The 25,181-nt window shown below is 41.3% G+C and carries 18 protein-coding genes; 9 read left to right on the top strand and 9 right to left on the bottom strand.

Annotated elements, in window-relative coordinates:
• Positions 1-2: 2 nt before the first annotated feature.
• Positions 3-2,564 (top strand): DUF5686 and carboxypeptidase-like regulatory domain-containing protein, encoded by a 2,562-nt coding sequence (locus ACFO6W_RS08075; RefSeq protein ID WP_379995131.1) that lies wholly within the window; start codon positions 3-5, stop codon positions 2,562-2,564.
• 9 nt (positions 2,565-2,573) lie between these two features.
• On the opposite strand, the gene ACFO6W_RS08070 is transcribed toward ACFO6W_RS08075, so the two are convergent.
• Positions 2,574-3,551, bottom strand: a complete 978-nt coding sequence (locus tag ACFO6W_RS08070; protein WP_379995129.1) for a diacylglycerol/lipid kinase family protein — start codon at positions 3,549-3,551, stop codon at positions 2,574-2,576.
• Between the two features lie 191 nt (positions 3,552-3,742).
• On the opposite strand from ACFO6W_RS08070, the gene ACFO6W_RS08065 reads away from it, so the two are divergent.
• On the top strand, positions 3,743-5,023 hold the full coding sequence (locus ACFO6W_RS08065; RefSeq protein ID WP_379995191.1) for an L-cysteine desulfidase family protein: 1,281 nt from the start codon (positions 3,743-3,745) through the stop codon (positions 5,021-5,023).
• 13 nt (positions 5,024-5,036) lie between these two features.
• Positions 5,037-5,507, top strand: a complete 471-nt coding sequence (locus ACFO6W_RS08060) for a hypothetical protein (protein ID WP_379995127.1) — start codon at positions 5,037-5,039, stop codon at positions 5,505-5,507.
• Positions 5,508-5,570: 63 nt separating this feature from the next.
• Here ACFO6W_RS08060 and ACFO6W_RS08055 read toward each other — a convergent pair whose 3' ends face one another.
• The 5 genes from ACFO6W_RS08055 to ACFO6W_RS08035 all read right to left on the bottom strand — a co-directional run bounded on the left by ACFO6W_RS08055 (position 5,571) and on the right by ACFO6W_RS08035 (position 14,160).
• Entirely contained in the window at positions 5,571-7,787 is a 2,217-nt protein-coding gene (locus ACFO6W_RS08055) for a glycoside hydrolase family 97 protein (RefSeq protein ID WP_379995125.1), read from the bottom strand.
• 162 nt (positions 7,788-7,949) lie between these two features.
• Positions 7,950-9,095: a SusE domain-containing protein gene (locus ACFO6W_RS08050; protein ID WP_379995123.1), complete on the bottom strand. Its 1,146-nt coding sequence runs from the start codon at positions 9,093-9,095 to the stop codon at positions 7,950-7,952.
• 32 nt (positions 9,096-9,127) lie between these two features.
• Positions 9,128-10,753 (bottom strand): RagB/SusD family nutrient uptake outer membrane protein, encoded by a 1,626-nt coding sequence (locus tag ACFO6W_RS08045; protein ID WP_379995120.1) that lies wholly within the window; start codon positions 10,751-10,753, stop codon positions 9,128-9,130.
• 18 nt (positions 10,754-10,771) lie between these two features.
• Positions 10,772-13,780: a SusC/RagA family TonB-linked outer membrane protein gene (locus ACFO6W_RS08040; RefSeq protein WP_379995118.1), complete on the bottom strand. Its 3,009-nt coding sequence runs from the start codon at positions 13,778-13,780 to the stop codon at positions 10,772-10,774.
• A gap of 128 nt (positions 13,781-13,908) precedes the next feature.
• Positions 13,909-14,160 carry a hypothetical protein gene (locus ACFO6W_RS08035; RefSeq protein ID WP_379995116.1) on the bottom strand — a complete coding sequence of 84 codons (252 nt, stop codon included), beginning with the start codon at positions 14,158-14,160 and terminating at the stop codon, positions 13,909-13,911.
• A 422-nt stretch (positions 14,161-14,582) separates the two neighbouring features.
• Between ACFO6W_RS08035 and ACFO6W_RS08030 the strand changes: the two genes are divergently transcribed.
• The 4 genes from ACFO6W_RS08030 to ACFO6W_RS08015 all read left to right on the top strand — a co-directional run bounded on the left by ACFO6W_RS08030 (position 14,583) and on the right by ACFO6W_RS08015 (position 21,493).
• Entirely contained in the window at positions 14,583-15,752 is a 1,170-nt protein-coding gene (locus ACFO6W_RS08030; RefSeq protein WP_379995114.1) for an efflux RND transporter periplasmic adaptor subunit, read from the top strand.
• The gene (locus ACFO6W_RS08025) at positions 15,752-18,910 is read left to right on the top strand and encodes an efflux RND transporter permease subunit (RefSeq protein WP_379995112.1); all 3,159 of its coding nucleotides are present in this window, start codon (positions 15,752-15,754) and stop codon (positions 18,908-18,910) included. The genes ACFO6W_RS08030 and ACFO6W_RS08025 overlap by 1 nt, the downstream gene beginning before the upstream one ends.
• A complete protein-coding gene (locus ACFO6W_RS08020) occupies positions 18,903-20,279 on the top strand; it encodes an efflux transporter outer membrane subunit (protein WP_379995110.1) in 1,377 nt (458 codons plus the stop codon). Before ACFO6W_RS08025 ends, ACFO6W_RS08020 begins: the two co-directional genes overlap by 8 nt.
• Positions 20,280-20,686: 407 nt before the next feature.
• On the top strand, positions 20,687-21,493 hold the full coding sequence (locus tag ACFO6W_RS08015) for an alpha/beta hydrolase (protein ID WP_379995108.1): 807 nt from the start codon (positions 20,687-20,689) through the stop codon (positions 21,491-21,493).
• Between the two features lie 62 nt (positions 21,494-21,555).
• Here the strand turns inward: ACFO6W_RS08015 and ACFO6W_RS08010 are convergent, their stop codons facing one another.
• The 3 genes from ACFO6W_RS08010 to ACFO6W_RS08000 all read right to left on the bottom strand — a co-directional run bounded on the left by ACFO6W_RS08010 (position 21,556) and on the right by ACFO6W_RS08000 (position 23,766).
• Positions 21,556-21,948, bottom strand: coding sequence for an HIT family protein (locus ACFO6W_RS08010; protein ID WP_379995106.1), 393 nt, complete (start codon positions 21,946-21,948; stop codon positions 21,556-21,558).
• A 6-nt stretch (positions 21,949-21,954) separates the two neighbouring features.
• Positions 21,955-22,422, bottom strand: a complete 468-nt coding sequence (greA, locus tag ACFO6W_RS08005; protein WP_379995104.1) for a transcription elongation factor GreA — start codon at positions 22,420-22,422, stop codon at positions 21,955-21,957.
• Between the two features lie 168 nt (positions 22,423-22,590).
• Complete coding sequence (locus ACFO6W_RS08000) at positions 22,591-23,766, bottom strand: thioredoxin-like domain-containing protein (RefSeq protein ID WP_379995102.1); 1,176 nt, start codon at positions 23,764-23,766, stop codon at positions 22,591-22,593.
• Between the two features lie 282 nt (positions 23,767-24,048).
• Here ACFO6W_RS08000 and ACFO6W_RS07995 point away from each other — a divergent pair, with 282 nt between their 5' ends.
• Both ACFO6W_RS07995 and ACFO6W_RS07990 read left to right on the top strand, forming a co-directional pair.
• Positions 24,049-24,345: a hypothetical protein gene (locus ACFO6W_RS07995; RefSeq protein WP_379995100.1), complete on the top strand. Its 297-nt coding sequence runs from the start codon at positions 24,049-24,051 to the stop codon at positions 24,343-24,345.
• The gene (locus ACFO6W_RS07990; protein WP_379995098.1) at positions 24,306-25,088 is read left to right on the top strand and encodes a hypothetical protein; all 783 of its coding nucleotides are present in this window, start codon (positions 24,306-24,308) and stop codon (positions 25,086-25,088) included. The genes ACFO6W_RS07995 and ACFO6W_RS07990 overlap by 40 nt, the downstream gene beginning before the upstream one ends.
• Positions 25,089-25,181 lie beyond the last annotated feature (93 nt).

The raw sequence follows: 25,181 nt of genomic DNA, 5'->3' as shown, positions 1-25,181 counted from the left end.
GAATGAGTGAAATACCACAATATATTAGCAGAAGGAAGATAATGCTCCTATTGTCTTTCTTTTTCATCATTTGTGGTACAGTATGTGCCCAGTCGCTCACTACGGTACGTGGTACCGTCAGAGATGCAATAACCAAGGAAAAATTACCTTTTGTTACGGTCGTATTCGATAAGACGACTATCGGTACATTTTCGGATGAAGAGGGTGAATTCAGATTGAGTAACAGAGGGAATTATACATCTGTTACAGCTTCTCTTCTGGGATATAAGTCCGAAACGATAACGATTCCTATAGGTAAAACTACAACAATAGAAATAAGTCTCGAACCGGAAGATAAATTATTGAAAGAGGTCATTGTCCGCCCGCAGAAAGAGAAATATTCCAAGAAGAATAATCCTGCAGTCGAATTGATTAAAAAAGTGATCGCTCACAAAAATGAGAATAATATAACAGATCTCAGTTATTACCAGTATAAGGAATATGAACGGATATTTTTTGCACTGAATGAGTATCATCCGGATATGCCTTTGCTGAAAAAATATAAGTTCCTGCCCAATTATGCAGATACATCAATGATCGATAATAAAATCATACTGCCTTTCTCTATAAGGGAAAGGATTTCCGATGTATTTTATAAAAAAGAAAATAATTCGACCAAACGTATTGTAAAAGGCTATCATATAGAAGGATTGGATAAGACATTCGATACAGAAGGGCTTGATGCCATTATCAAGGAAGTGTTTAAAGATATATCTATATATGATAATTCTATCAATCTGCTGCTACAGCCCTTTGTGAGTCCGTTGAGCGAGCATAGTGCCGTTAATTTTTACAGATGGTACCTGTCGGATACGGTGACCATAGACAAGGACCGTTATGTAAAACTTGATTTTGCTCCTTTCAATTCCCGTGATATCGGTTTTACAGGCAATCTGTATATCTCTCTTGACAGCATGTATGCAGTAAAGAGAGCTGTGATAAGGACTCCGAAGAAAATGAATATAAACTTTGTTCAGGAACTTGTTATTCAGCACGATTATAAGAAAACGGCAGATAATAAGTGGATTCCTTTGGAGGAGCGTATGGCTATCGATGTTACTATGGCCGATCTTGTCAAGTTCTATATAGATAAAACCCGGACTTATGTGGATTTTGTCGAAAATCAGCCTATGGACCCGGTTTTTGCTCTCACTGCCCCCGAGGTATTTGAAAAAGACTATTTGAGAAGAGATAAAAATTTCTGGGCAGATAACCGGCCGGCTGAACATAAGAAAGACTACCGGATGGATCAAATGTTGGAAGATGTAAATAAAATATTACTGTTCAAAATACTATTGAGAACCGGTGATATCCTGTCCACCGGCTACTTTCCTACCTCGAAGGACCCTGAGACAAATAAGCTGGAGATAGGGACTATTCCTACATTCTACAGTTTCAATAAAACAGAAGGTAATCGCTTCCGTATGACACTATCTACTACGAAGAATTTCCATCAGAATCTTTTCTTCTATGGTTATGGAGCTTACGGAACAAGGGATGAAGAGTTTAAATATTACGGCGAAGTTACGTGGGCTTTCGACAAGGTAGAGAAGCACAAAGATGAATATCCGAAGAATAACCTGATAGTTGCCTATAAATATGATATAAATACATTAGGCCAACGCTACACGCAGGCCGAACGGGACAATATACTGATGTCGATACAAGCATCGGGTAATTCTAAAATGACATATAACCGCCAGACTCAGATTGCCTGGGATAAAGAGTTTTATGGCGGGTTCTCATTTAAACTTACCGGGCAGACCTTTGATGAACGTCCCGCTGCCAATATCGTATTTGAAAAAATGGATGAAAATGGTAATATATATGCAGTGGACAGGGTAAAGACCACCGAGGCCATGCTTGCCCTACGCTATGCCCCGAATGAAAAATTCTTTCAGCAGCGTAGGAAGAGGCACTCTATACCTTCGCCGCGGCTGGTGATGAACCTGACGCATACCATGGCTCTTGAAGACATCTTAGGAGGTCAGTATAATTACAATAAAACATCTCTGGCCATATCCAAACAGTTTTGGGTTGCACCATACGGTAAGCTCTATCTGACAGCGCAGGCTGAAAAAATATGGGGTGAGACACCATTCCCGTTTTTGATAACGCCCAGCGCCAATAGTTCATATACTATACAGCGGGGGAACTACTATCTGATAGAGCCTCTCGAATTTGTACACGATGCGCAGGCTTCATGGGAAATATATTATCATATGGGTGGATGGTTCCTCAATAGGGTTCCTTTCATTAAAGTCCTGAAGTGGCGCGAAGTATTTGGCTTCCGTGGTTTTATCGGTTCATTGAGTAATAAGAACAATCCGGAGCTCAACAGGAATCTGCTGATCTTTCCGCAGGATACATATACCACAAGCAGAGGTCCGTATATGGAATATAATATAGGGATAGAAAATATATTTAAGCTGTTCCGTATCGACTATGTACGCAGGATAAACTATCTCGATCATCCGAATGTAGATAAGGATGGCTTCAGGATATCGTTTAACCTGAATTTTTGACGCTTCTTTTCAGAGGAATGTATCCGCTATCCGCATTAATATTTCCTGAGGGTCTAAGGGGTGTTTCTTAGGCGGGTTTGCAGGTACTAATACTTTTAATCCCTGCGGGATGATCTTTACATGTATCTCCTTGCCCATTTTCACGGGGTCACCGTCTATATGCATCATTCCTTCATTTTCGCGCCTGATTGTGACCTCATTGGTAATCAGTTCGATCATTTTGCTGCTCTCATCTATTTTCTTTGTAAATAGTTGCAGGGATGTTTGCGGAACATCAAGGATAGATAACGGCTTTAATATGGCGATATTCATCATGCCGTCCTGTATGTCGGCGTGGGGGGCTATATGCGCATTGTACCCATATTGTGAAGCATTAGCGCAGGTAACCACAAATGCTTTGTCTTTTATAGTACCCTCGGGGCATATTATTTCATAGGTTTCGGGCTTCTGCCGGATAAAGGTCTCAAGCATATTCTTGAAGTACATAAACGAGCCTCTTGTCTTTTTACCTGAGGACATTGCGGCCACTTCCGCGTCAAAGCCTACACCGCAGGTACAGAAGAATATGCGGTCATTTACCATTCCATAGTCGATGGATATGATATTTTCGTCCAGAATAACAGCCATTGCTTTTTTTGCATCGATCGAAATATTCAGGTCACGGGCCAGGCCATTGCCGGACCCCATTGGGATGATGCCTAAAGCCGTGTCGGAATTGACTAATGTGCGAGCTACTTCGTTTACTGTACCATCACCGCCTACGGCAATCACATAGTCCACTTTATCTTTGATAGCTTGTTTGGCGATCTCTGAGCCATGTCCGGCATAACCGGTAATAAATATATGGATATCGAATTTGCGGGCATCAAACATATCCGCTATTTTGTGAGGAAGGTTTTGCTTCGATGATGTTCCCGATTTCGGGTTGATTATGGCATATATTTTTTTCTTGGCACTCATTTCATCAGCACATAAAAGTTTTGTCATACAAAAATAACATATTAACAGTCATAGACCAAATAATAGGCTGGAATTGCACAGAACAATCAGAATGGCTTCTTTATATAGTTGTAGAAGTAATGAGACTCTAATCTGCAATTTATATATCCTTTAAGATTAATGACATCATTAATTCAATATCTTTGTATTTATAATCTAAAATATAAAGATAAGCCATGATGGACCCATTAGAAAAAGAACAAATTGTCAGTTTGATTAAAAAAGAGGTTGTTCCGGCCATCGGCTGTACCGAACCTATTGCAGTATCATTGTGTGTGGCAAAAGCAACAGAAGTTCTTGGAAAACAGCCAGAAAAGATAAAGGTGTATCTGAGTGCCAATGTATTGAAGAATGCTATGGGGGTGGGGATTCCGGGAACCCGGATGGTAGGACTGCCTATAGCTGTGGCTTTGGGAGCGCTTATCGGAAAGAGTGAATATGGCCTGCAGGTACTGAAAGATCTTACACCGGAGGATGTTGTACAAGGAAAACAATATATATCCGAAAAACGTTTAGAAATAACCCTGAAAGAAAATATAGCAGACAGCCTGTACATAGAGGTACATTGTATGGCAGGGGTGGATGAGGCTGAAGCCATCATTCGTGGCATGCATACAAATTTTTCATATATAGCCATAAACGGAGATATACTTTGCGATGAGGCTTGTTGTGATAATGGCGATGTGTGTAAAGAAGAAGTAGCACTGACCTTCGCAAAGGTATATGAGTTCGCTACTGCTGTTCCGGTTGATGATATACGGTTTATTCTTCAGGCTGCGGAACTGAATAGGGAAGCCTCTAACCTTTCCAATGAAGGTAATTATGGACACAATGTTGCCAAAACGGTAACAGGGACTTTAGGTAAAAAGATATTCGGAGATTCCATGCTTTCGCATATGATGTCATATACGGCGGCAGCTTGCGATGCCCGTATGGATGGAGCGATGATTCCTGTGATGAGTAATTCCGGCAGCGGAAATCAGGGGATTACGGCGACCCTGCCTGTACTTACTTTTGCAGAAGATACCAATTGTACGGAAGATGAACTTGTCAGGGCATTGATACTTAGCCATCTGACTGTAGTGTATATAAAACAGAAATTAGGCCGTCTCTCAGCCCTGTGTGGTTGTGTGGCTGCGGCAACAGGGGCAAGTTGTGGTATTACTCATCTGATGGGCGGTAATTACAGTCAGGTCACCTTTGCCGTGAAAAATATGGTGGGAAATATAACTGGTATGATTTGCGACGGAGCAAAACCCAGTTGTGCTCTTAAGATATCGAGTGGCGTATCCACTGCGGTACTTTCTGCTATCATGGCTATGGAGCATAAAGTAGTATCATCTTTGGAGGGTATTGTGGATGATGATGTAGATAAAACAATTGAAAATCTTACCAGTATTGGTGCTGTTGGTATGCAGGAAACTGATAAGCTGGTATTGAAGATAATGACGAGTAAATAATTAATTAATAAAGATGGAAGTAAGAAATATCGTTAAGGTGCTGCCTGTTTGCGGGTTGGCTTTACTAACCGGCCTCTCTGCCTGTAGTTCTTCAAAGAAGAATGTGCAAGGTGAGGAGAATACGGTTGCAATTGCAGATACGATGAAACTGAATCTGGATTATACGTCGGTGGATTCAATGACAATTATCTATACAGATAAGGATGAGCTGAAAATCCAAATAGGAGATACAGACAGAGGACGGGTAGGAGAGATGTTGTCACAGCTGGTGAATGACACTGCGTGGAACAATAGCGGTATCATGGTGAAAATGGTTGCTCCCGATTATATGATAACGATGCATTATAAGGGTAAGACGCAGGATCATAACAGCTGGATATCTGTATGGAAAGAACTTGGAAAAGCCAAATTTGAAAATAAATGGTATCTGTTGCCGGAGGAAAAAGAACAAATGTTTGAATTATTAGATAGCTTAAAGCAATAAAAAACGCTCCCAACCGGGAGCGTTTTTTCAACCATTTGATAACCAATTTAGAATCTTAACCTTTTACAGTCTTTTCAATCCTTTTGTTTGCGCCTTATCAGCTTCTGTAATGCTGATGGCGTAACCTCCGGCAGGTGCGCATAGCTGCGATAACTTCGACTTGCCCGTTACCACTACTTTGCGGATAGTGTATGCCTGAGGATTTGTTTTATAGTGAGCGTCCTTCGCATCGCTGTATATAGTTGCGATGTATGTTTTAGCCGGGTCCAGGTATTCGAATGTGATATTTGATGTGCGTCCGTTCTCTCCACATACACTACCTACGAACCAGTTGTTTGAATTCTTTGCTTTACGGGCAACTGTAATATATTCACCGGGTTCGGCTTCCAGATATTTGCTTTCGTCCCAGTCTATAGCAACATCTTTAATGAACTGGAATGCATCGAGATATTGATTGTATGTTTCGGGCAGGTCGGCAGCCATCTGTAACGGGCTGTACATGGTTACATACAGTGCCAGTTGATTGGCCAGTGTACTGTTTACATGTGAATTGTTTCCGGGGTTGTACTTGCTTATATCCATCTGGAAGATACCCGGAGTATAATCCATCGGGCCTCCGATAAGGCGGGTGAACGGAAGTACGGTAACATGGTTGGGCTTATTACCGCCGAATGCCTGGTATTCTGTCCCGCGGGCCGATTCGTTTCCTATAAGGTTTGGCCATGTACGGCATACACCTGTCGGACGTACTGCCTCGTGAGCATTTACCATGATCTTATAACCGGCAGCTTTTTCGAAAGCATACTGGTAATGGTTTACCATCCATTGCCCGTAATGATGTTCGCCACGGGGAATAATATTGCCGACATAACCGCTTTTTACGGAATTGTACCCATTGTCTACCATAAATTGATAAGCCTTATCCAAGTGACGTTCATAATTGCGCACAGACGATGAAGTCTCGTGATGCATCATGATTTTCACTCCTTTACTTTTTGCATACGCATTAAGTTCTTCGACATCAAAGTCGGGATAAGGAGTCACAAAGTCGAATACATAATCTTTCGATTTGCCAAACCAGTCTTCCCATCCTTCATTCCAACCTTCTACAAGTACACCGTCGAAACCGTGTAATGCAGCAAAGTCTATATATGCTTTCACATGTGCAGTATTAGCTGCATGTTTGCCATTTGGCTTGGTTTTACTATAATCGGTAACACCCAGTTGTACACTGTACACGTCGTCAGTGTATGCCCAAGTGCTTTTGCCTGTAATCATTTCCCACCACACACCGACATATTTTACAGGTTTGATCCATGATGTATCTTCTATTTTAGAGGGCTCATTCAGGTTGAGTGTGGTGTGTGAAGCCAGTACCTTGCGGGCATCGTCGCTTACGATAACTGTACGCCACGGCGTATGGCATGGTGCCTGCATATAGCCTTTGTAACCTTGTGCATCGGGAGTAAGCCATGATTCGAATATCATATTCTTATCATCCAGATTGAGATGCATACAAGAGTAATTGATCAATGCCGCTTCGTGCAGATTAATGTATAAGCCATCGTCGGTTTTCATCATTAATGCAGTTTGCACCCCTGTCTCAGAGAAAGGAGTCTGAGATGAATTCGGTGTAATAGCTTTACTCATTAATCCTCTGATCTCGGATAGCTTAGATGTTGTATAATCATATTCCTGTGTATCATAATCGCCCGGAATCCAGAAAGCTTTGTGATCTCCGGCCATGGCAAACTGGGTTCTTTCTTCTTTGATTACGAAGTATGTGAGATTTTTTTGCTCAGGGAACTCATAACGGAATCCCAGCCCGTCATCGAACAAACGGAAACGGATAACGATATGTCTGTCTGTCGATTTCTGGTTTAGAGTAACGGCTAGTTCGTTATAATGGTTACGGATCTGGCTTACTTCTCCCCAAACCGGTTTCCATGATTCGTCAAATGTAGCGGTTTTAATATCTGTTATTTCAAAGCCGTTCAGTAAAGATACTTTATCTTCACTTGAGTTATTGTCTTTTTGTTTTACGGAAAAGTCGCTGAAGTCTGTATGCGCGTCACTGTCATCTTTGAGCTCCAGCCCGAGTTTGGATGTTTTTATAACATCTTTGTCCTTGTATATTAGAGCATATGTAGGAACGCCTCCGTTCTGGATAGAGAATTTCAGGGTGAGATTGCCATCCGGTGATTTTAGGTCCTGTGCTTTCATTGTCTGGAATATTAAACAAAAGCCGATAAAAATGGAAATACTTATTACTTTCTTCATGATTCTTTTAAAAGTTTTACACAGCAAAGAAACGCTTTTAAAGAGTTAATAGTAGTCTGTGCAATTATTAAAGCGGGCTAAAAAGTTTGCAAACGTTTGCAAGGGACCAAAAAGAAAAAGTGGGGACATATCCCCACTTTTCCGAAACAGAGTATTTTTATTTTAGTCTTTCTTTTTAGGAAGATCGTCTGCAAGTATTATAGCATAATGTCCTGTCAGGTCATTCAGTGCAATATAATATTTGCCTGATTTTGATATTTTTATATCGGCTCCATTTGGTCTTCCTAATGCAAATGGTAATTCCTGCTCATCCGGTGCGCCCCAGTTGGTATCCCATTTCTTCTCTGCCCTGAACTTCATTACTTTATCACCTTTCAGGTCTACATCAGTAGCCACCCATACATGAGCAACAACCTGTGTCATCTCTATATCGGTAATATTATCATCACCAGGCCATCCATTGGCTGCATCGCCTACAATACCGATAGACGTATAAGTTTTTGTTTCTCCTGTATATGGAGTCATGGATACACTCAGTGTATTTAAGTTCGCAGTTAATGTATAGAGGCCATCTGTAGCAGGGGTAGTGTAATCGCCTCCACCATTTGGTACAAGTGTTGCTCCATTAGTTCCATAAGCCTTTTCCCAGTCTCCGGCAAGAGTAGGGAACTTCAGACCTTTACCTCCATGGAAGAATCCTGTATAAGTGTAGATCAAATCAGATTTTCCACTATTATTAGCAAAGAATATTTGTAAGTCTTTGCCTATATTAGCTACGTCATTACCCCAGCCTACTAATCCATCACCTACAATATAAAGAGGATCTTTAGGGTTGAAGAAATAACAAGTGAAAGAAACCGATTTAACAGCAGTATAAAGTGCGGCTAAATCGCCTGTAGTACCCAGGTATGCTTTTACTGCTACATATAGTTTAACAGGCTTGGACTCTTTGGTCATGGATGAGGCTGCTCCGTTCAACATCTCGATTGTAATATCTTGTTTTTCATCAAAAGTCGAGAATGTGGTGATTTGTACTTCGGTAGCCATTGATTCCAATGTGTCGGCCACAATCGCATATGTAACCGGAGAATTTATACCAAAAGAGGCTTCAGTCCATTTTATATTACCAATTACATCCTTTTGATTTGTAGAAGCTGTTACAACAAAATCTTGTTGGCTTTCAAATTCGGTGAGGGTAGGTGAAATAAGATTACCCTCATTCAGCTTTATATGATCATCGTCGTTGGAACAGGCAACAAAGATGAACAGAGCGATGAAGCTAGTCAGTAGTATATTTAACTTTTTCATATTCTGATGTGTTTTTTTTTGTTTAGAGATGGTTAATTATAGCCTTCATTCTGAGTCAGATTAGGGTTGGCTCCCATATCATCAGCCGGAATAGGGTATATGTTGAATTTCTTATCAACAGATCTTCCCGTATATGTTCCGCCTTTCCATTGCCATGTATAAGTTCCAGTGGTCAGTTTATCGAAACGTACAAGGTCTGTACGGCGTTGAGCCTCATAGAATAATTCACGTCCCCTTTCGTCTAAAATAAAGTCTAATGTGAGATTCGATTGGCTTATTTCGGCGCTTACATCGTTGCCGTAAGCACGTTTACGAAGATCGTTTATATAGGTGAGGGCTGTAGCTTCTGATCCCCCGGTTCCTCCACGGAGAACTGCTTCGGCATAATTCAGGTATATTTCACCTAAACGGAATAAAGGAAAATCTGTATATGCAATATTGCTTGCCGGTAAAGATCCGTCTTTGTTAACATTGGAAAACTTTACCACAGGTATACCGTTCTTGTAATTAGAAGGGTCTACAATATTTATGTTATCAGCCAAAGCAGGATATAGCATATTATAACGGATGTCTTTGCTATTATTACTTTGTTTGGTAAATGTTTCCTGTAATGAAACCCGGGCGCGGTTACCTTGCCATGCACCTTGTGCGTTAATATCGGCCTGCATAGCTGAAGGTACTGTACTACAAAGAAGGAATGTCATTCCACCCCATGTCTGAGTGTCTGCACCCTCATAGCGTATCGGGAAAATCATTTCTCTGGATTTACCATTGTCGGCCTTGAATATGTCTGCATATTTTGGTTCGAGTTCATATCCTACGCTTAATACCTGTTTGCTGTATGTCAGACTTTCCGTGTACTTTTTCTCCCCGGTATATACTTCGGCATTCAGATATAAGCGTGAAAGAAGAGACCATGCGGCGGCTTTGGTTACACGCCCATAATTTTTGCTGTTGTATCCAACAAAAGGATCTAATAAGCCGTTTTGGCATTCAATAAGCTCTTTTTCAATATACGCAAATAAATTTTTGGCCATTATCTGAGGTGCGGATTCTTTTCCTACAACACTTTCTTCTGTAACGTATGGTACATTACGGAACATATCCAATAGATAATAATATGCCAATGCTCTCATAAAACGCGCATCTTCACGTAGAACGCGTATCTCTGATTTTACACTTTCCTCTACACCTCTTGACGATAGTTTATCTTCTGATGTTTCACGAAGGTACTCATTCGATAGATTTATCTGATAGTATAGCCTGTAATACATACCTTTAACGAAAACATTGGTAGAATTCCATGCAAGGGTATTAAAATCGTTTATACCGATGTCTCCCCAGCAGCAGTGAGCTTCATCTGTGGGAAGTTCCTGCAGGTTCCATAATCCGCGAAGGAATGAGGCCTGGCTACCCCCGTCTACTCCGGCTACATCCGATTCATCGTCTCCTCCTTTATTTCCCGAAATAGCCAAACCTGCATATATTTTGGCCAATCCGGACTTATAGGCCCCTATTTCTTTACCATATACAGTTTCGCCAACTACTTCATTGGGATCGATAGGCAGTGTGTTTAAATCGTCTGTACATGATGTTATAGCCAATGTGCTTAAGGCAACAGCCATAACAGTCATAAATTTATATTTCAGTGATTTCATGTTCTAATCTGTTTAATGTTAAAAATTGAGACTTAAACCAAGCATATAAATACGTGGGCGAGGATAGATATTATTGTCTATACCATCGTTATTGAACTCAGGGTCCAAGCCTTTATACTTGGTGATAATAAAAGGATTCTGAACGGTTGCATACAGACGTGCCGATTCCAATCCTTTGAATGGCTTCAGGAATGTATATCCTAAAGAGATATTGTCCATTCTCAGGAAAGATGCATTCTGTATATAGTAATCAGAGATAAACTGTGCCTGGCTGAAATTGGTATAAGATGCGCTGCTTACCCTGTTTTTAAGGAATCCGGTAGGGTCCATCAACCAAGCTCCGCCATAAGCTTCACGGTTTGACTGAATATTGTTGTATACATAATTTCCGAAACTGGCACGCAATGCAAAGTTGAAATCCCAGTTCTTATAAGAAAATTGAGATGATAATCCCATGTATACGTCAGGTGAAGCTTTCTTATATGGACGTAGATCTTCTCCGTCTATTACACCATCGTTATTCTGATCTACATAAGCTCCTTCTATAGGCTTGCCATCGGTATCATATATTTGTTCATAAACATAGAATGTACCGTAAGGTTGGCCGGTCTTGTGTACTAATACCTGGTTACCTGTACCTCCGGTGATACCTCCCCATCTGAATATGCTGGTCGGATCTTCGGCTAGTTTTGTAATTTCATTTTTATTATAGGAAACATTATATGACAGGGACCAGTTAATATCTTTTGTCTCAATCGGACGGGCAGTTATATTAAATTCAATACCCTTATTGGTCATGTTTCCGATATTGGTCAATAGTACATTGCTAAAGTTAGATCCGGCAGGTATAGGTATCTCATTCAACATATCATTAGTCTTTCTATAGTACAGGTCTACAGCTCCTGATATACGGTTGCCAAGAAATCCGTAGTCCAAACCGATATTATAAGTGGTAGTTTCTTCCCATTTCAATTCCGAATCGTAAGCGTTAGGACGGATCAATTGTACTTTTTCATCTCCCCAGTAGTAGTTTGCTCCTGGTTTGCTATATTGGTATTTAGCCATATAAGGATAATCTCCGGTTCCTAAATTTTGTTGTCCGGTGATACCATATCCCAGGCGAAGTTTCAGATCAGAAAGTAAATTCTGGTTCTTCATGAATGATTCTTCTGTTATCCGCCAAGCTAGAGCTACAGAAGGAAATAATCCCCAGCGGTTATCTTTGCTAAAGCGTGATGATCCGTCATTACGGAGTGTGGCTGTTAATAAATAGCGGTTTGCAAATGTATAGTTGAAGCGTCCGAAGTAAGATATCAGATAATTTTCTGTTTTGAAACTGTCACCATCTTTATAATATGGTGCTCCAAATTCGTTTTGCTTAGCTTCAGAATATGGATAAATATTAGATTCTGATCTGTAGAAATATTGCCATGAATAACCGCCCATAACATCAAACTTGTGACTGCCTAATTCTTTCACATAGTTGAGGTAGAAATCCATCAGCTGGTTGCGTTTCAATTGCTTATAGTCTCTGTTCTCTCCAAATCCTGTTTTGAAGTTTCCTGTTACCCAGCTCAATGGAGAGTTGTCTTCTATACTGATCCAACCGATACTGTTAGATATATCATATCCCAGATTAAGATTTGCCCTCAGATCGGGAAGAAAATGCATCTTATAGTCAAATTGTATATTTCCAATACTTCTTTTTACCCTGGATGCATCTCTTTTTTGATTCAGAGTTGCCACTGGATTCGCCAAACCTATATCGATAGGAGTACCGTCCTCTTTAAGAGACATATAATACCCGTTGCCATATTTGCTTTCGCTATTATATACAGGTTGGGTAGGGTCAAATTCTGCTGCGGCGCCAATTGCTCCTGTATCAGCGAAACGGTTTGTATTGTATATTCCTTTTAAACTAAGTTGTACAGTCAAATGATTGTCAAAAAACTTCGGATTTAAATTCAGCGATCCGGTCCAACGATCCATATAAGATGTTTTCAGAATACCGTTCTCGTTTGTGTAACCGATTGATACACGGTAAGGGAAGTTTCCTGCAGCTCCGGCTACGCTTAGATTATGGTCTGTACTGAATGCTGTACGGAATATTTCGTCCTGCCAATTTGTGTTGGCTGTTCCAAGTGCATTTACCTGACTGCTGCCTTCAGCATATTTCGATTTTACAAAATTCCTGAAGTTATCAGCACTCATCACATCGATATCGTCTGTTTTACTACTGATGGAGAATGTTCCGTTGTAATTGATTTTCGGTTTGCCGGAGCTTCCTTTTTTCGTAGTAATGATAATAACTCCATTTGAAGCGCGAGAACCGTAGATCGCAGCGGCAGAAGCGTCTTTTAATACAGAGAAGCTCTCAATATCATTAGGATTGACTGATGCCAGCGGATTGGCCATACCATTTATAGATGTTGTATTGTCTACCGGTACGCCGTCGATAACAATCAGAGGATCGTTACTGGCTTTCATCGAAGAACCTCCACGGATGCGTATTTTAGCCGCTGATCCAGGGGCACCACCGTCTGTGACGACACTTACGCCGGGGGCTTTACCTATAAGCAGGTCAGAGGCTGAAGTCGCCATCCCTTTAGCCAGGGAGTTAGCCGAGATGGCTGTTACTGAACCTGTGAGGTCTTCTTTCTTTACACTGCCATACCCGATTATCACAACTTCTTTCAAGAGTTCGGCATCTTCGCTCATTACAACGTCAATAGTTGTTTTTCCGGCAATTAGTATTTCCTGTGTAGTAAAACCAACATATGAAAAAACTAATGTACCATTTTCCGGTGCCTTAAGTTCGTAATTTCCATCTAAATCTGTGACAGTACCTACTGTTGTACCTTTAACAACAACACTACCGCTAATGATAGGTTCGCCATTGCTGTCTTTCACATTTCCTTTTACTGTAATAGTGCCGCCTTGGGCATGCATACTTGATGACAAAGTGATTATTCCTAACATAATAATCAGGAATATTTTTGCGCATCTGCTCTTTCTCTTTCTTTCCATGCGAAATAATATTAAGGATTAACTTTTATTAATATTGATTTATTTTATAAATTGATTTGTCTATAGAATTGGCCTGACTATCAGGAACTAGCTTCTGTTCTGTTGATATATGCATAAATAGCTTAGCCTCAAATAGACTGTTCAGCTATTTGAGGTAAAGTATATTGTTTGGTATAAGAAGTTATTCTCTCTCTCTCTCTCTCTCTCTCTCTCTCTCTCTCTCTCTCTCTCTCTCTCTCTCTCTCTCTCTCTCTCTCTAGCAAAATAAGGCTAACTTCCAAATTTTCAGAGCGAAAACCGGAAGGTAAAAATGTTCTATTTTGTGATTTTTTCTGCATAAGCATCAAAAGAGGGTTTTGTTTCACCAGTGTATATTTCAAATTGATCTGATTAAATTAAAATGGATAGAAATAATCATCTTGTTTCATGGTTATCTTACATTCACGATACAAATATGAGAAGTCCTATCTTGTTTTGGCTTAAAAGAATACGTAAATGTTACCTTTTTGTTATGCAAACGATTGCACGTGTGTAATATCTCTTTATTCTTGAATTTTAGGCTCGTTTAAGACCGGTATTCATACTATTTATGAAATGATTAAGTTAAAGTTTAATCAATATTCTATAAATTTGCACATATTTGGAGTTGTTTATACTGTAAACAATTCATCTGTAGAAAGTGTTCTTTACTTGAGTAAAATGCCCGGTGTTTTCGTAAAGATGATGCCTGGCATTGTGTCTTATAAATGATGAAAGACAAAAATAGCATGCTATTAAGTCGGTATGCTGCAACATATTATATATGAACAACATTAGACGTACTTTAACTGTAACTTTACTTTGCACTGTATTGTTGAGTGCATGTAAGAAGGCTTCAGTCGAATCCCCGATTGTTGAAGTAGAACCCGTAGCAACGGACAATATCGAAATTTATGGAGAATATGTAGGTTTGATCAGGGCTTCCCGTAATGTAGAGATACACGCCCGGGTAGAAGGTTTCCTCGAAAAGATGACTTTCAGTGAAGGCAAGGAAGTGAAGGCTAACGAACCGCTGTTTTATATAAACGATAAAACTTATAAGGCAAGGGTAGAAAAGGCAAAAGCGCAACTGAAAAGGGATGAGGCCAAGGAACTGAAAGCAGAGAGCGACCTCAGGCGTATAGAACCGTTATATAATCAGAATGCCGCCAGCCGGCTCGATCTGGATAATGCAGTAGCAGCATTGAATATGGCCAGGGCCGATGTTGCGATGAGCAAGGCTGATTTGGAGCAGGCCGAACTACAGCTTAGCTATACTGTGGTTCGTTCTCCATTGTCAGGCTATATAAGTGAACGCTATGTGGATATAGGGACGCTGGTAGGCAATTCGAAGTCTTTACTGGCAACCGTTGTTAAGCGCGATACGGTACTTGTCGACTTTAAGCTTACATCACTCGATTACCTGCGTAGCCAGAGACGGAACGTGCATCTCGGAGAACTCGACACTACCCGCTCATGGCAGCCCACTGTTGTAGTAACACTGGCAGATAATTCGGTCTATAATGAGAAAGGTATTGTCGACTTCGCATCACCGCAAGTGGACCCGAAAACCGGTACATTCGGTGTGCGTGCCGAATTGCCGAATCCTAACCAGGTACTTCTTCCCGGACAATTTACACGGGTCAAACTATTACTCGATGTCTTGGAAAATGTAGTCGTTGTTCCCCGGAAAGCGATTCTGATAGAAAAGGGCGGCGCCTTTATATATGTTGTCTTCCCTAATAACATAGTGGAAAAGCGTTATATAGAAACCGGCCCTGAACAGGACAACAAGATTGTTGTTACCCGTGGGCTTTCGGTAGGGGAAAATATTGTGATTGAAGGATATCAGAAACTGGCACAGGGACAGAAAGTGATTCCCCGCACAAAAGATGAAGAGCAAAAAATAATGGATCAGGAAAAAAATAAAGAAACAAAGAAGGAGGATAAATAATGAAGCCCGGATTTTTTATAGAAAGGCCTGTTTTATCTACCGTACTTTCTTTATTGATAGTTATAACCGGTATTATAGGTTTGGTATTATTGCCTATAGAGCAATATCCGCAGATAACGCCTCCGGTGGTAAAGATCGGCGCATCTTATCCCGGGGCGAACGCCACAACTGTGTCGCAGGCTGTGGCAACCCCGATAGAACAGGAATTGAACGGTACTCCGGGTATGATTTACATGGAGTCGGGCAGTTCCAATTCCGGGGGATTGTCTATAACTGTAACATTCGATGTAAATACAAATGCAGACCTTGCGGCGGTTGAGATACAAAACAGGGTAAAGCTCGCCGAGAGCCGCTTGCCTGCCGAGGTGTTACAAAGTGGCATCACAGTAGAAAAGCAGGCGCCGGGGCAGTTATTGACCATTGCCCTGACTTCGGATGATCCCAAATATGATGAGATATACCTGAGTAATTATGCCACTATAAATATACTCGATGTAATCAGGCGTATTCCCGGAGTAGGGCGTGTATCCAATGTCGGTAGCCGTTATTACGGTATGCAGATCTGGGTATATCCCGATCGGCTGGCTAGTTTCGGCTTGACGATAAAAGATCTGCAGGATGCATTGAAAGACCAGAACAGAGAGTCGGCGGCAGGAGAATTGGGTAAGCAGCCCATTGTGAATGTCGATGTGGCGATGCCTATTACAGCACAAGGGCGTTTGTCTACGGTCAGCCAGTTCGAGGATATTGTAGTGAGGGCCAACAATGACGGATCGTTTATCCGTATGCGTGATGTAGCAAGGGTTTCTCTAGAAGCGTCATCTTATAGTACCGAAAGCGGACTGAACGGGAAATATGCCACGATGCTTAGCATATATATGCTTCCGGGCGCCAACGCCATGGAAGTGGCCGAAGAGGTGAAAGAAGCTATGGTACAGATAAAACAAGATTTCCCCGAAGGGCTTGATTATCTGATTCCTTTCGATATGACGGAGTATATCGGGGAGTCCATCCATGAAGTGTATAAAACGTTATTTGAGGCTTTGGCGCTTGTTATTATAGTTGTATTCCTTTCGTTACAAAACTGGCGTGCCTCTATCATTCCTATTGTCGCGGTTCCGATATCCCTGATAGGTACCTTCGGTTTTATGCTGGCGATGGGTTTCTCCCTGAATATGTTGACCCTGTTAGGGTTGGTGCTGTCTATCGGTATTGTTGTCGATGATGCGATTGTGGTTGTGGAGAATGTGGAGCGGATTATGGCAGAAAAGAAGATCGGGGCGAGGGAAGCAACACATCTGGCTATGAATCAGCTGGCCGGAGCGCTGATCGCTACGTCTCTGGTATTGGCCGCCGTATTTGTACCTGTTAGTTTTCTCGATGGTATTACAGGTTCGCTTTACAGGCAGTTTTCGGTGACGATAGTCGTTTCCGTGTTGATATCGGCAGTGGTTGCACTAACATTAAGTCCTGCCATGTGTGCCTTGATCCTGCGTCCCGAGGAGGAAGGTAAAAAGAAGAATGTTGTTTTCCGTAAGATAAATAACTGGTTAGCTACCGGAAATAGTAAATACGCGAATATACTGATGAAGGTTATCAGTAATCCCCGCCGTGTTTTAGTGGGCTTCGGGATGGTTATGGTTTTTATATTTGTGTTGAATAAGGTTGTTCCTACCAGTTTTATACCGCAGGAAGATCAGGGTTATTTTACAGTAGAACTTGAAATGCCTGAAGGAACTACTTTGGAGCGTATGCGCACTGTAACGGACAGGGCTATCGGATATGTAGACTCTCTCGACGATGTCGAGTATGTGCAGAATGTGACAGGCTCCAGTCCCCGGGTAGGTACAAATCAAGGGCGCACTACGCTTACTGTGATACTGAAATCGTGGAAGGAAAGGAAAAAAGGTGTAGATGAAGTAATGCGCGATGTACAGAAAGAATTTTATAATTATCCGGAGATCAGGTCGTTTGTCTCCCGTCCGCCTGTTATCCCGGGGTTAGGGTCAGCCGGGGGGGTGGAAATGAAACTACAGGCAAGGTCGGACGCACAATGGGACGATCTGATAGCGGCTACGGATACATTCATGTATTATGCGGAGAAATCGAAGTTGATATCGAATGTGTCATCCTCCTTGCAATCTGAAATCCCGCAGTTGTATTTTGATGTGGACAGGGATCAGGCCATGCTGCTGGGGGTGCCTATGTCGGACATATTCTCTACAATGAAGGCCTATCTGGGTTCGGTGTATGTGAATGACTTCAATATGTTTAACCGTATATATAAAGTTTATATACAGGCCGACCAATCATACAGGGCCACAGCTAACGATATAAATCTGTTCTTCGTCAAGACTAAAACGGGCGATATGGTTCCTCTTACGGCCTTAGGAAAAACAAGCTACACCACCGGGCCGGGTAATATCACACGATTCAATATGTACACATCTGCCTCTATGCAGGTGACTCCCTCCGCCGGGCACAGTTCGGGACAGGTAATGAATGAAATACAGCGCATAGCCAAAGACCGTTTGCCCGACAACATAGCTGTGGCATGGAGCGGGTTGTCATTTCAGGAACAAAAGGCCAGCGGCCAGACGGGAGTTGTGCTGGGACTTGTATTTCTTTTCGTATTCCTTTTCCTTGCCGCTTTGTACGAAAGCTGGACGGTACCTATTTCAGTTTTGCTGTCATTACCTATTGCGGCATTGGGCGCATTCTTGGGTATATGGGTTTTAGGGCTTGACAATGATATTTATTTTCAGATAGGTCTGGTTGCCCTTATCGGCCTTGCCGCGAAAAATGCCATATTGATAGTTGAATTTGCGAAAGAACAGGTGGATGCGGGCATGCAACCCATATTTGCGGCTATGCAGGCGGCAAAACTGCGCTTTCGTCCTATTCTGATGACATCGCTGGCTTTTGTGCTGGGTATGCTGCCTATGGTGATAGCTTCAGGTCCGGGGTCTGCAAGCAGGCATTCAATTGGTACGGGCGTATTTTTCGGTATGATTGTAGCCATCACCTTTGGTATAATTCTGGTACCGTTTTTCTTTGTGTTAGTCTATAAATTTAAGGAAAAACTAAGAATACCCGAATTGAAATTTCCTAAGTTCTTGAAAATTAAAAAGCTGATAAAAAGGAATGAAAATGAGTAAACTCAAATATATATTGATCATATCTGCAATCGTTTTATCGTCGTGTAAGATAGGACAAAAATATGAGCAGCCACGGATGGATGTGCCCCGGGCTTTCGAAACCGGGAGTATGGCTACCGGTGATGCATCCGATATCGGCTGGAGTACATTATATTCCGATACCGTTTTGCAGGGATTGATCACCAGGGCCCTAGGCCACAATAAAGATATGCTTGTTGCCGTGGCCCGTATAAAGGAGATGGCTGCCAATAAGCGTATATCTTTTGCTGACTTATTTCCCGGGATAGGGGGAGAACTTGCCGGGCAGAAAGAATATTTGAATTATGGAGGCGATAATAGTAAATATACGCCCGAACTGCGGGCAAACCTGAACGTATCGTGGGAGCTGGATGTCTGGGGCAAATTCCGCTGGGCAAATGATGCGGGCGTGGCCGCTTATATGCAGACTGTAGAGGCGCAAAAAGCCCTGCACCTGACCATTGTGGCACAGGTAGCCCAATCTTATTTCGAACTGAAAGCGCTTGACCGTGAATTGGAAATCGTAAAACAAACACTGGAAGCCCGGCGGGAGGGAGTGCGTTTTGCCAAATTGCGGTATGAGGGAGGTCTGACATCAGAGATTCCATACCGGCAAAGTCTGGTGGAACTCGCACGTACCGAAACCCTGATCCCTAATCTGGAAAATGAAATAAAGCTGAAAGAGAATGATTTGTTTGTCCTGGTCGGAGAATTTCCATCAGGTACTATATCGAGGGTAGGCGATGATATAAATCACCAGTTAATTCCTCAGAGCTTGCCTGTGGATATGCCTTCATCCCTCCTGAAGCGGCGTCCGGATATGATACAGGCAGAGCAAAAACTAATAGAGGCGAATGCCCGTGTAGGTATTGCCTATACGGAGATGTTTCCGTCCCTGAGCCTGACAGGGCGCTTGGGAGGAGAGAATGACGAACTGTCCGATTTCCTGAAAAGCCCTACCTGGTTTATTTCGGGGGTTCTTACAGGGCCGATATTCAATATGGGGAAGAACAAGGCCCGGCATAGTGCGGCAAAAGCCGCTTACGAACAAGAGGTATATACTTACGAGAAGTCTGTTCTTGAAGCATTTAAGGAAGTGAATAATTCCATTGTGACTTTTAATAAGATGAAAGAAGTATATCGTTCACAGGAAGCTCTTTACAATTCGGCCAAATCGTACCACGAACTGGCTAAATTGCAGTATGTAAACGGCGTTATCAGCTATATTGACCTGCTGGATGCCCAACGTCAGTTCTTTGATGCCGAGATAGCCCTTAATACGGCTATCCTGAATGAATTGTCCTCAATGGTAGTTTTATATAAAGCATTGGGCGGGGGAGTGGTCAAATAAGTTTTGGTAACAGGTTTATTTTATAAGGTTGAATGTTTATAAAATATCTCAAAGTTTATCTATACAGATACAAATCATTTACTTATTTGTTTTGTCCGGATAAGTTCTTTGATATTTTGGGAGATGGAAACGAAAGAAAAGGTAACAATATTAGAATTGGGTAAAAACTGTTACATCTGTTACTTTTTGGGGAAGTTACGAGTATACAAGACACGAGATACAAGTTGTTGACTGATGGCTGCTAACTGTTGACTGTAAAATGTGTAACCTTTGTTACCTTTTGGGGAAGTTACGAGTATACAAGATACGAGATACGAGTTGTTGACTGATGACTGCTAACTGATGACTGTAAATAATGTTACCTTTGTTACTACAAATTTCTGATCTTAAATTAATATATTGACTATATGAAAAAAAGTTTGATTGTGATTTTCCTTTTCTGTGCTTTGGCGATAACCGCACAGAATACATATGAACTGAAAAAGGATGTACCTTATACCGGTGCTGCCGAGACGGATGCATACCGTAAGGAGCGTTGTAAACTGGATATATACTATCCTGTGGATAAGAAAGATTTTCCTGTGGTGGTCTGGTTTCATGGCGGGGGCCTTGAAGGCGGGGAAAAGCATATCCCGAACGAACTGAAGGAAAAAGGTATAGCGGTAGTGGCAGTCAATTACCGCCTTAGCCCGAAAGCAACAAATCCGGCGTATATAGAGGATGCTGCCGCTTCTGTTGCGTGGGTTTTCCAAAACATTGCTTCGTATGGCGGTAGTGTAAATGATATTTATGTGTCGGGACATTCTGCCGGGGGGTATCTGACTCTTATGGTGGGACTGGATAAGAGTTATCTTGAAAAATATGGAATTGATGCGGATAAGATAAAGGGGCTGGTGCCTATCAGCGGTCAGACTAATACGCATTATACCATAAGGAAAGAACAGGGAATACCTCAAAATCTTCCTGTCGTTGATGCTTATGCACCATTGAATCAGGCACGGGCAGGTATCCCTCCTGTTTTATTAATTTCGGGAGACCGTAATCTGGAGATGACAGCACGCTATGAGGAGAATCTGCATCTGGAAGCTATCCTAAAGTCGTTTGGGAACAAGGATGTGACCATGTACGAAGTTCAGGGCTTCGATCATGGGGGAGTAGGGGGCCCCGGCTGTTTGCTTTTGCTCGATTGGATCAAGAAATACAGTAAGAAATAAGACATAACAAAGAGGGCAGAAACCTCGTGATTCCTGCCCTTCCTGTTTTGAAATAAATCTTATCAGATATTTTCTCTAATCGTCCGGGCAATCTCTTCAAACTCGGCTTGCTCCAGCTTTACTCTGGGATTGGATAGCAGCATGTCCGACTCCTTGTTTATCGGAATCAGGTGTATATGTGCGTGAGGGACTTCCAGTCCTACTACCATAACTCCAACCCGTTGGCATGAAACAGCCTTTTCGATGGCTCCGGCGACTTTCTTGGCAAAGATGTTTATCTCGCCTATGGTCGCATCGTCCAGATCGAATACATAGTCCACTTCCTGTTTAGGAATGATTAGAGTGTGACCTTTAGCCATGGGATTTATATCAAGGAAGGCAAAGAATTTGTCATTCTCTGCCACCTTGTAAGAAGGTATCTCACCGGCTGCTATTCTGCTAAAGATACTAGCCATCCGTTGTTAGATAGAGATGTTTACGATTTCGAAACTCATCATTCCCGAAGGAACTTTTATTTCGGCAATATCTCCCACCTTTTTACCCATAAGGCCTTGCGCAACAGGAGTGCTTACGGCAATCTTATGCTCTTTCAGGTTGGCCTCGCTTTCAGCTACAAGGGTGTATGTCATTTGCTGGTTGTTCTTCGTATTGCGTATGGTTACCTTGTTTAGTATCTGTACTACGTCGATTCCTATCGCGTCTTCGTTTATTATACGGGCGTTTGCCAACAGATTCTTCATCTGCGCTATTTTTGCTTCCAGCAAACCCTGGGCCTCTTTGGCGGCATCGTATTCGGCGTTTTCCGACAGGTCGCCTTTATCACGGGCTTCAGCTATTTGTTTCGAGATAGCCGGCCTCTCGCTCTCCAGAGCGTTAATTTCTTCTTTCAACTTTTTGTAACCGTCTTCGGTCATGTAAGTGATAGCCATGGTAATTAAAGTTAAATTAGTTAGTGACTATTATTCCTTTTGATTTTTAAAGCGACAAAAAGAAAAAGAATCCTTGCCGTATAGGCCAGAACTCCTTTTCCTTTTTTCAATCTATTGTAAGCAAAGATAAGGTATAATTTTTATACCGTCAAAATATTTAGCAAACTTTTATAATAATTTTTGAACTTCAGAAGACAAATCATCCGTGGATAATACCCTTTTTACGATCTCGCCTTTTTTGTTGATAATGAAAGTAGTGGGGAATCCTTGTACATTGTATTTGGTCAGTAGGTCGGATGCCAATGATTTGTCCTCTCTTACGCAAACCCAGGGCAGATTTACTGCGCTGTTTTGCCATGCATGCAGATCGGTGTCGAATGAAACCTGATATACCTCGACATTCCCTTTGTGCTTTTCATAAGCTTTATTGATCAGAATATTGTGAGCCGGTGAAAAGTCTGTTTGGTATGCTGTGAAATCCAGTATAACGACTTTTCCTCTCAATGAAGACATGCTTATCTTCTTATTGTGCATATCCGGTAAAGTGATGTCATAATAAGTACTATGGTCCGTAACTTCCGATGCTGCTATTCTGTTTATAGCTTCTTCCTGGCTTGCCGCTTTGCGGATTTCGGACAGAGCGGATAAGGTGAAGTTTTTTAGATTAGCGGTGCGGGGAGATGCCGGATATTGTGTGTCCCATACTGTAGCGACAGCTTGGAATGCAGCGATATCTTTTTTGTTGTACGGGTCGAAAATCAAATAATTATCTACCTTTTGGAAAAGCGCAAAATATGCGGCTAAACTTTTATAATCGGAATATATGAGGTCTTTTGCTTTGGTTTTATACTCATTCACTCCATTTTGCACAGCTGCGATATATTCATCCTGTGATATCTCTTTGCTCTCAAATTTCTTTTTCAATTCGGAAAAAGTCTGGCTTAACTTGTTTTGAGCTAAAACAATATCTTTAATTTTAGCCGAACTATTAGAGCCTTCAACTGTGTAATCCATAGCGAAAGTTTCTTTAGGAGCATTCACTGTAATGGTTTCTATGGAATCTACAGCTAAATTGACTGTTTGCCCGTTTAGCTTTAGTAAATAGAATTCAGGATAGCCAACATTTACCTCTGTGAATTTAAAGTTTCCGTCTTTATCTAATTTTACAGAATCGATTATAGTTGTTTCGGTAAGAGACCTTTTCTCCAGATAGAGTATAGTTGTATCGGCATTACTTATTTTCCCCTCGATAGTAAATTGGGGCTTCTTGTCTTTGCAGGATGCAAGTAGTACTAATGAAGCAATAGCCAGAATTGTGATTTTAGATAAAAGAGACGTTTTCATGTATGATGTTATATTATAAAGTAAATCAAAGTATATATTTGGTGTATTTTTTAGCTATTACATGTGATCGAAATAAAAAAACTTTATCTATAATGTTTTAGAGCAGCAAAGATATTAATTATAATCAAATCTATTTATCTTGTATTTTATAAAATTATATTTTTTCTGACAGGTGATAATAATTACATTGATTTTATCGTATAATAATTAAAGTCATTTTGATTTTTTGTCAGTTTACGCTATATTTATTATCGTATTAATCAACTGAAAATATCTGTTACTATGCATAAAATAACAATTTTCTTAATATTTTTCATTTATAGTATATGTTTGGTTTATTCTCAGGATTCTGTCAAGGTGGAAAGACTGGATATTATATATCTGAAAAATGGTAAAACGATAAAAGGAAAACTGGTTAAGCGGCAATTCGGAACTATAAGTGTAAAAATCACAGATAGTATTTCGCAGAAAGAGAATATAGTAATATATCAACAGGGGGATATAAAAAAAATAGAGGAAGGACATTTTAGCGGAACTGAATGGGGGAGTTATCGAAAACCGATCCGCAAAAATATATAGAGGGCAGTCCTAATTCAAAGAAAAAGGGGCAACCGCAACCGGTGGCCGGAGGTGCTGTAGGCATGCCTTCAAATCCTACACAAAGTTTGACCCCGGAGCAATCACCGCATGAGGATATTCTGAGGCAAGTTCAACAGCCGGGAGGTAATTTACCGATGCCTGTGATGGTTGATCAGCCTGTTATGATCGATGGGACCAGGGCTGCAAGCCCGGATGAGTATTTTGATCCCTTTGCTGTTCCAAGGCCTAAGCGGCGGGAAAAGATATGGAATCGCGAAATAAAAGGATTCCGGGTTTTTCTTGATTATGCTTATATACATGGCATCGGCCAGATAAAGAACTATCGCTTCGAATACGGTACATCTATGGGATATCAGTTTAATCCGATTTTTTATGTGGGAGTGGGAACCAGTTATGCAATGACTCTGAACAAGAAGGATTCATCCCTCCCTGTCTTTATCAATCCCCGAATTAATTTTCTTGATGAGAACACAACTCCTTTTTGGGATGTAAAAGTCGGATATTCAGTCGCTATGGGTAAAGGCTTTTATTTCAGCACGTCGCTGGGAATGAGTATGGCGAAGAAAGGGAAGAGCGCCTGGAATATTGGGTTGGTTTATTCTTACCAAAATGCAAAATACTATGAATGGTCAGAGACTGAGCCAAGGGAAAGAGTTGGCGTTAAACCAACATATCATGGGCTGGCACTGAAACTTACTTATGAGTTTGGTATAGGACGATGACGATTTGGTGCTTTTGGACGATTATATTTATCCGGTTTAATAACATGTTGTTGATTAATGTAATAGTTATCTTGGTTAGTGATTATGTAAAAA

This window comes from Dysgonomonas termitidis, assembly GCF_042654545.1.
Classification (GTDB): Bacteria; Bacteroidota; Bacteroidia; order Bacteroidales; family Dysgonomonadaceae; genus Dysgonomonas; species Dysgonomonas termitidis.
Note: the sequence above shows the minus strand (reverse complement) of the source record. Positions and strands in the feature narration are given on the sequence as shown.

Coding starts and splice junctions, on each gene's coding strand:
- ACFO6W_RS08045 (WP_379995120.1), bottom strand. CDS start 10,753: ATGAAATCACTGAAATATAAATTTATGACTGTTATGGCTGTTGCCTTA.
- greA (WP_379995104.1), bottom strand. CDS start 22,422: ATGGCTATCACTTACATGACCGAAGACGGTTACAAAAAGTTGAAAGAA.
- ACFO6W_RS08030 (WP_379995114.1), top strand. CDS start 14,583: ATGAACAACATTAGACGTACTTTAACTGTAACTTTACTTTGCACTGTA.
- ACFO6W_RS08010 (WP_379995106.1), bottom strand. CDS start 21,948: ATGGCTAGTATCTTTAGCAGAATAGCAGCCGGTGAGATACCTTCTTAC.
- ACFO6W_RS08025 (WP_379995112.1), top strand. CDS start 15,752: ATGAAGCCCGGATTTTTTATAGAAAGGCCTGTTTTATCTACCGTACTT.
- ACFO6W_RS07990 (WP_379995098.1), top strand. CDS start 24,306: ATGGGGGAGTTATCGAAAACCGATCCGCAAAAATATATAGAGGGCAGT.
- ACFO6W_RS08075 (WP_379995131.1), top strand. CDS start 3: ATGAGTGAAATACCACAATATATTAGCAGAAGGAAGATAATGCTCCTA.
- ACFO6W_RS08070 (WP_379995129.1), bottom strand. CDS start 3,551: ATGACAAAACTTTTATGTGCTGATGAAATGAGTGCCAAGAAAAAAATA.
- ACFO6W_RS08065 (WP_379995191.1), top strand. CDS start 3,743: ATGGACCCATTAGAAAAAGAACAAATTGTCAGTTTGATTAAAAAAGAG.
- ACFO6W_RS08000 (WP_379995102.1), bottom strand. CDS start 23,766: ATGAAAACGTCTCTTTTATCTAAAATCACAATTCTGGCTATTGCTTCA.
- ACFO6W_RS08020 (WP_379995110.1), top strand. CDS start 18,903: ATGAGTAAACTCAAATATATATTGATCATATCTGCAATCGTTTTATCG.
- ACFO6W_RS08015 (WP_379995108.1), top strand. CDS start 20,687: ATGAAAAAAAGTTTGATTGTGATTTTCCTTTTCTGTGCTTTGGCGATA.
- ACFO6W_RS07995 (WP_379995100.1), top strand. CDS start 24,049: ATGCATAAAATAACAATTTTCTTAATATTTTTCATTTATAGTATATGT.
- ACFO6W_RS08040 (WP_379995118.1), bottom strand. CDS start 13,780: ATGGAAAGAAAGAGAAAGAGCAGATGCGCAAAAATATTCCTGATTATT.
- ACFO6W_RS08050 (WP_379995123.1), bottom strand. CDS start 9,095: ATGAAAAAGTTAAATATACTACTGACTAGCTTCATCGCTCTGTTCATC.
- ACFO6W_RS08060 (WP_379995127.1), top strand. CDS start 5,037: ATGGAAGTAAGAAATATCGTTAAGGTGCTGCCTGTTTGCGGGTTGGCT.
- ACFO6W_RS08055 (WP_379995125.1), bottom strand. CDS start 7,787: ATGAAGAAAGTAATAAGTATTTCCATTTTTATCGGCTTTTGTTTAATA.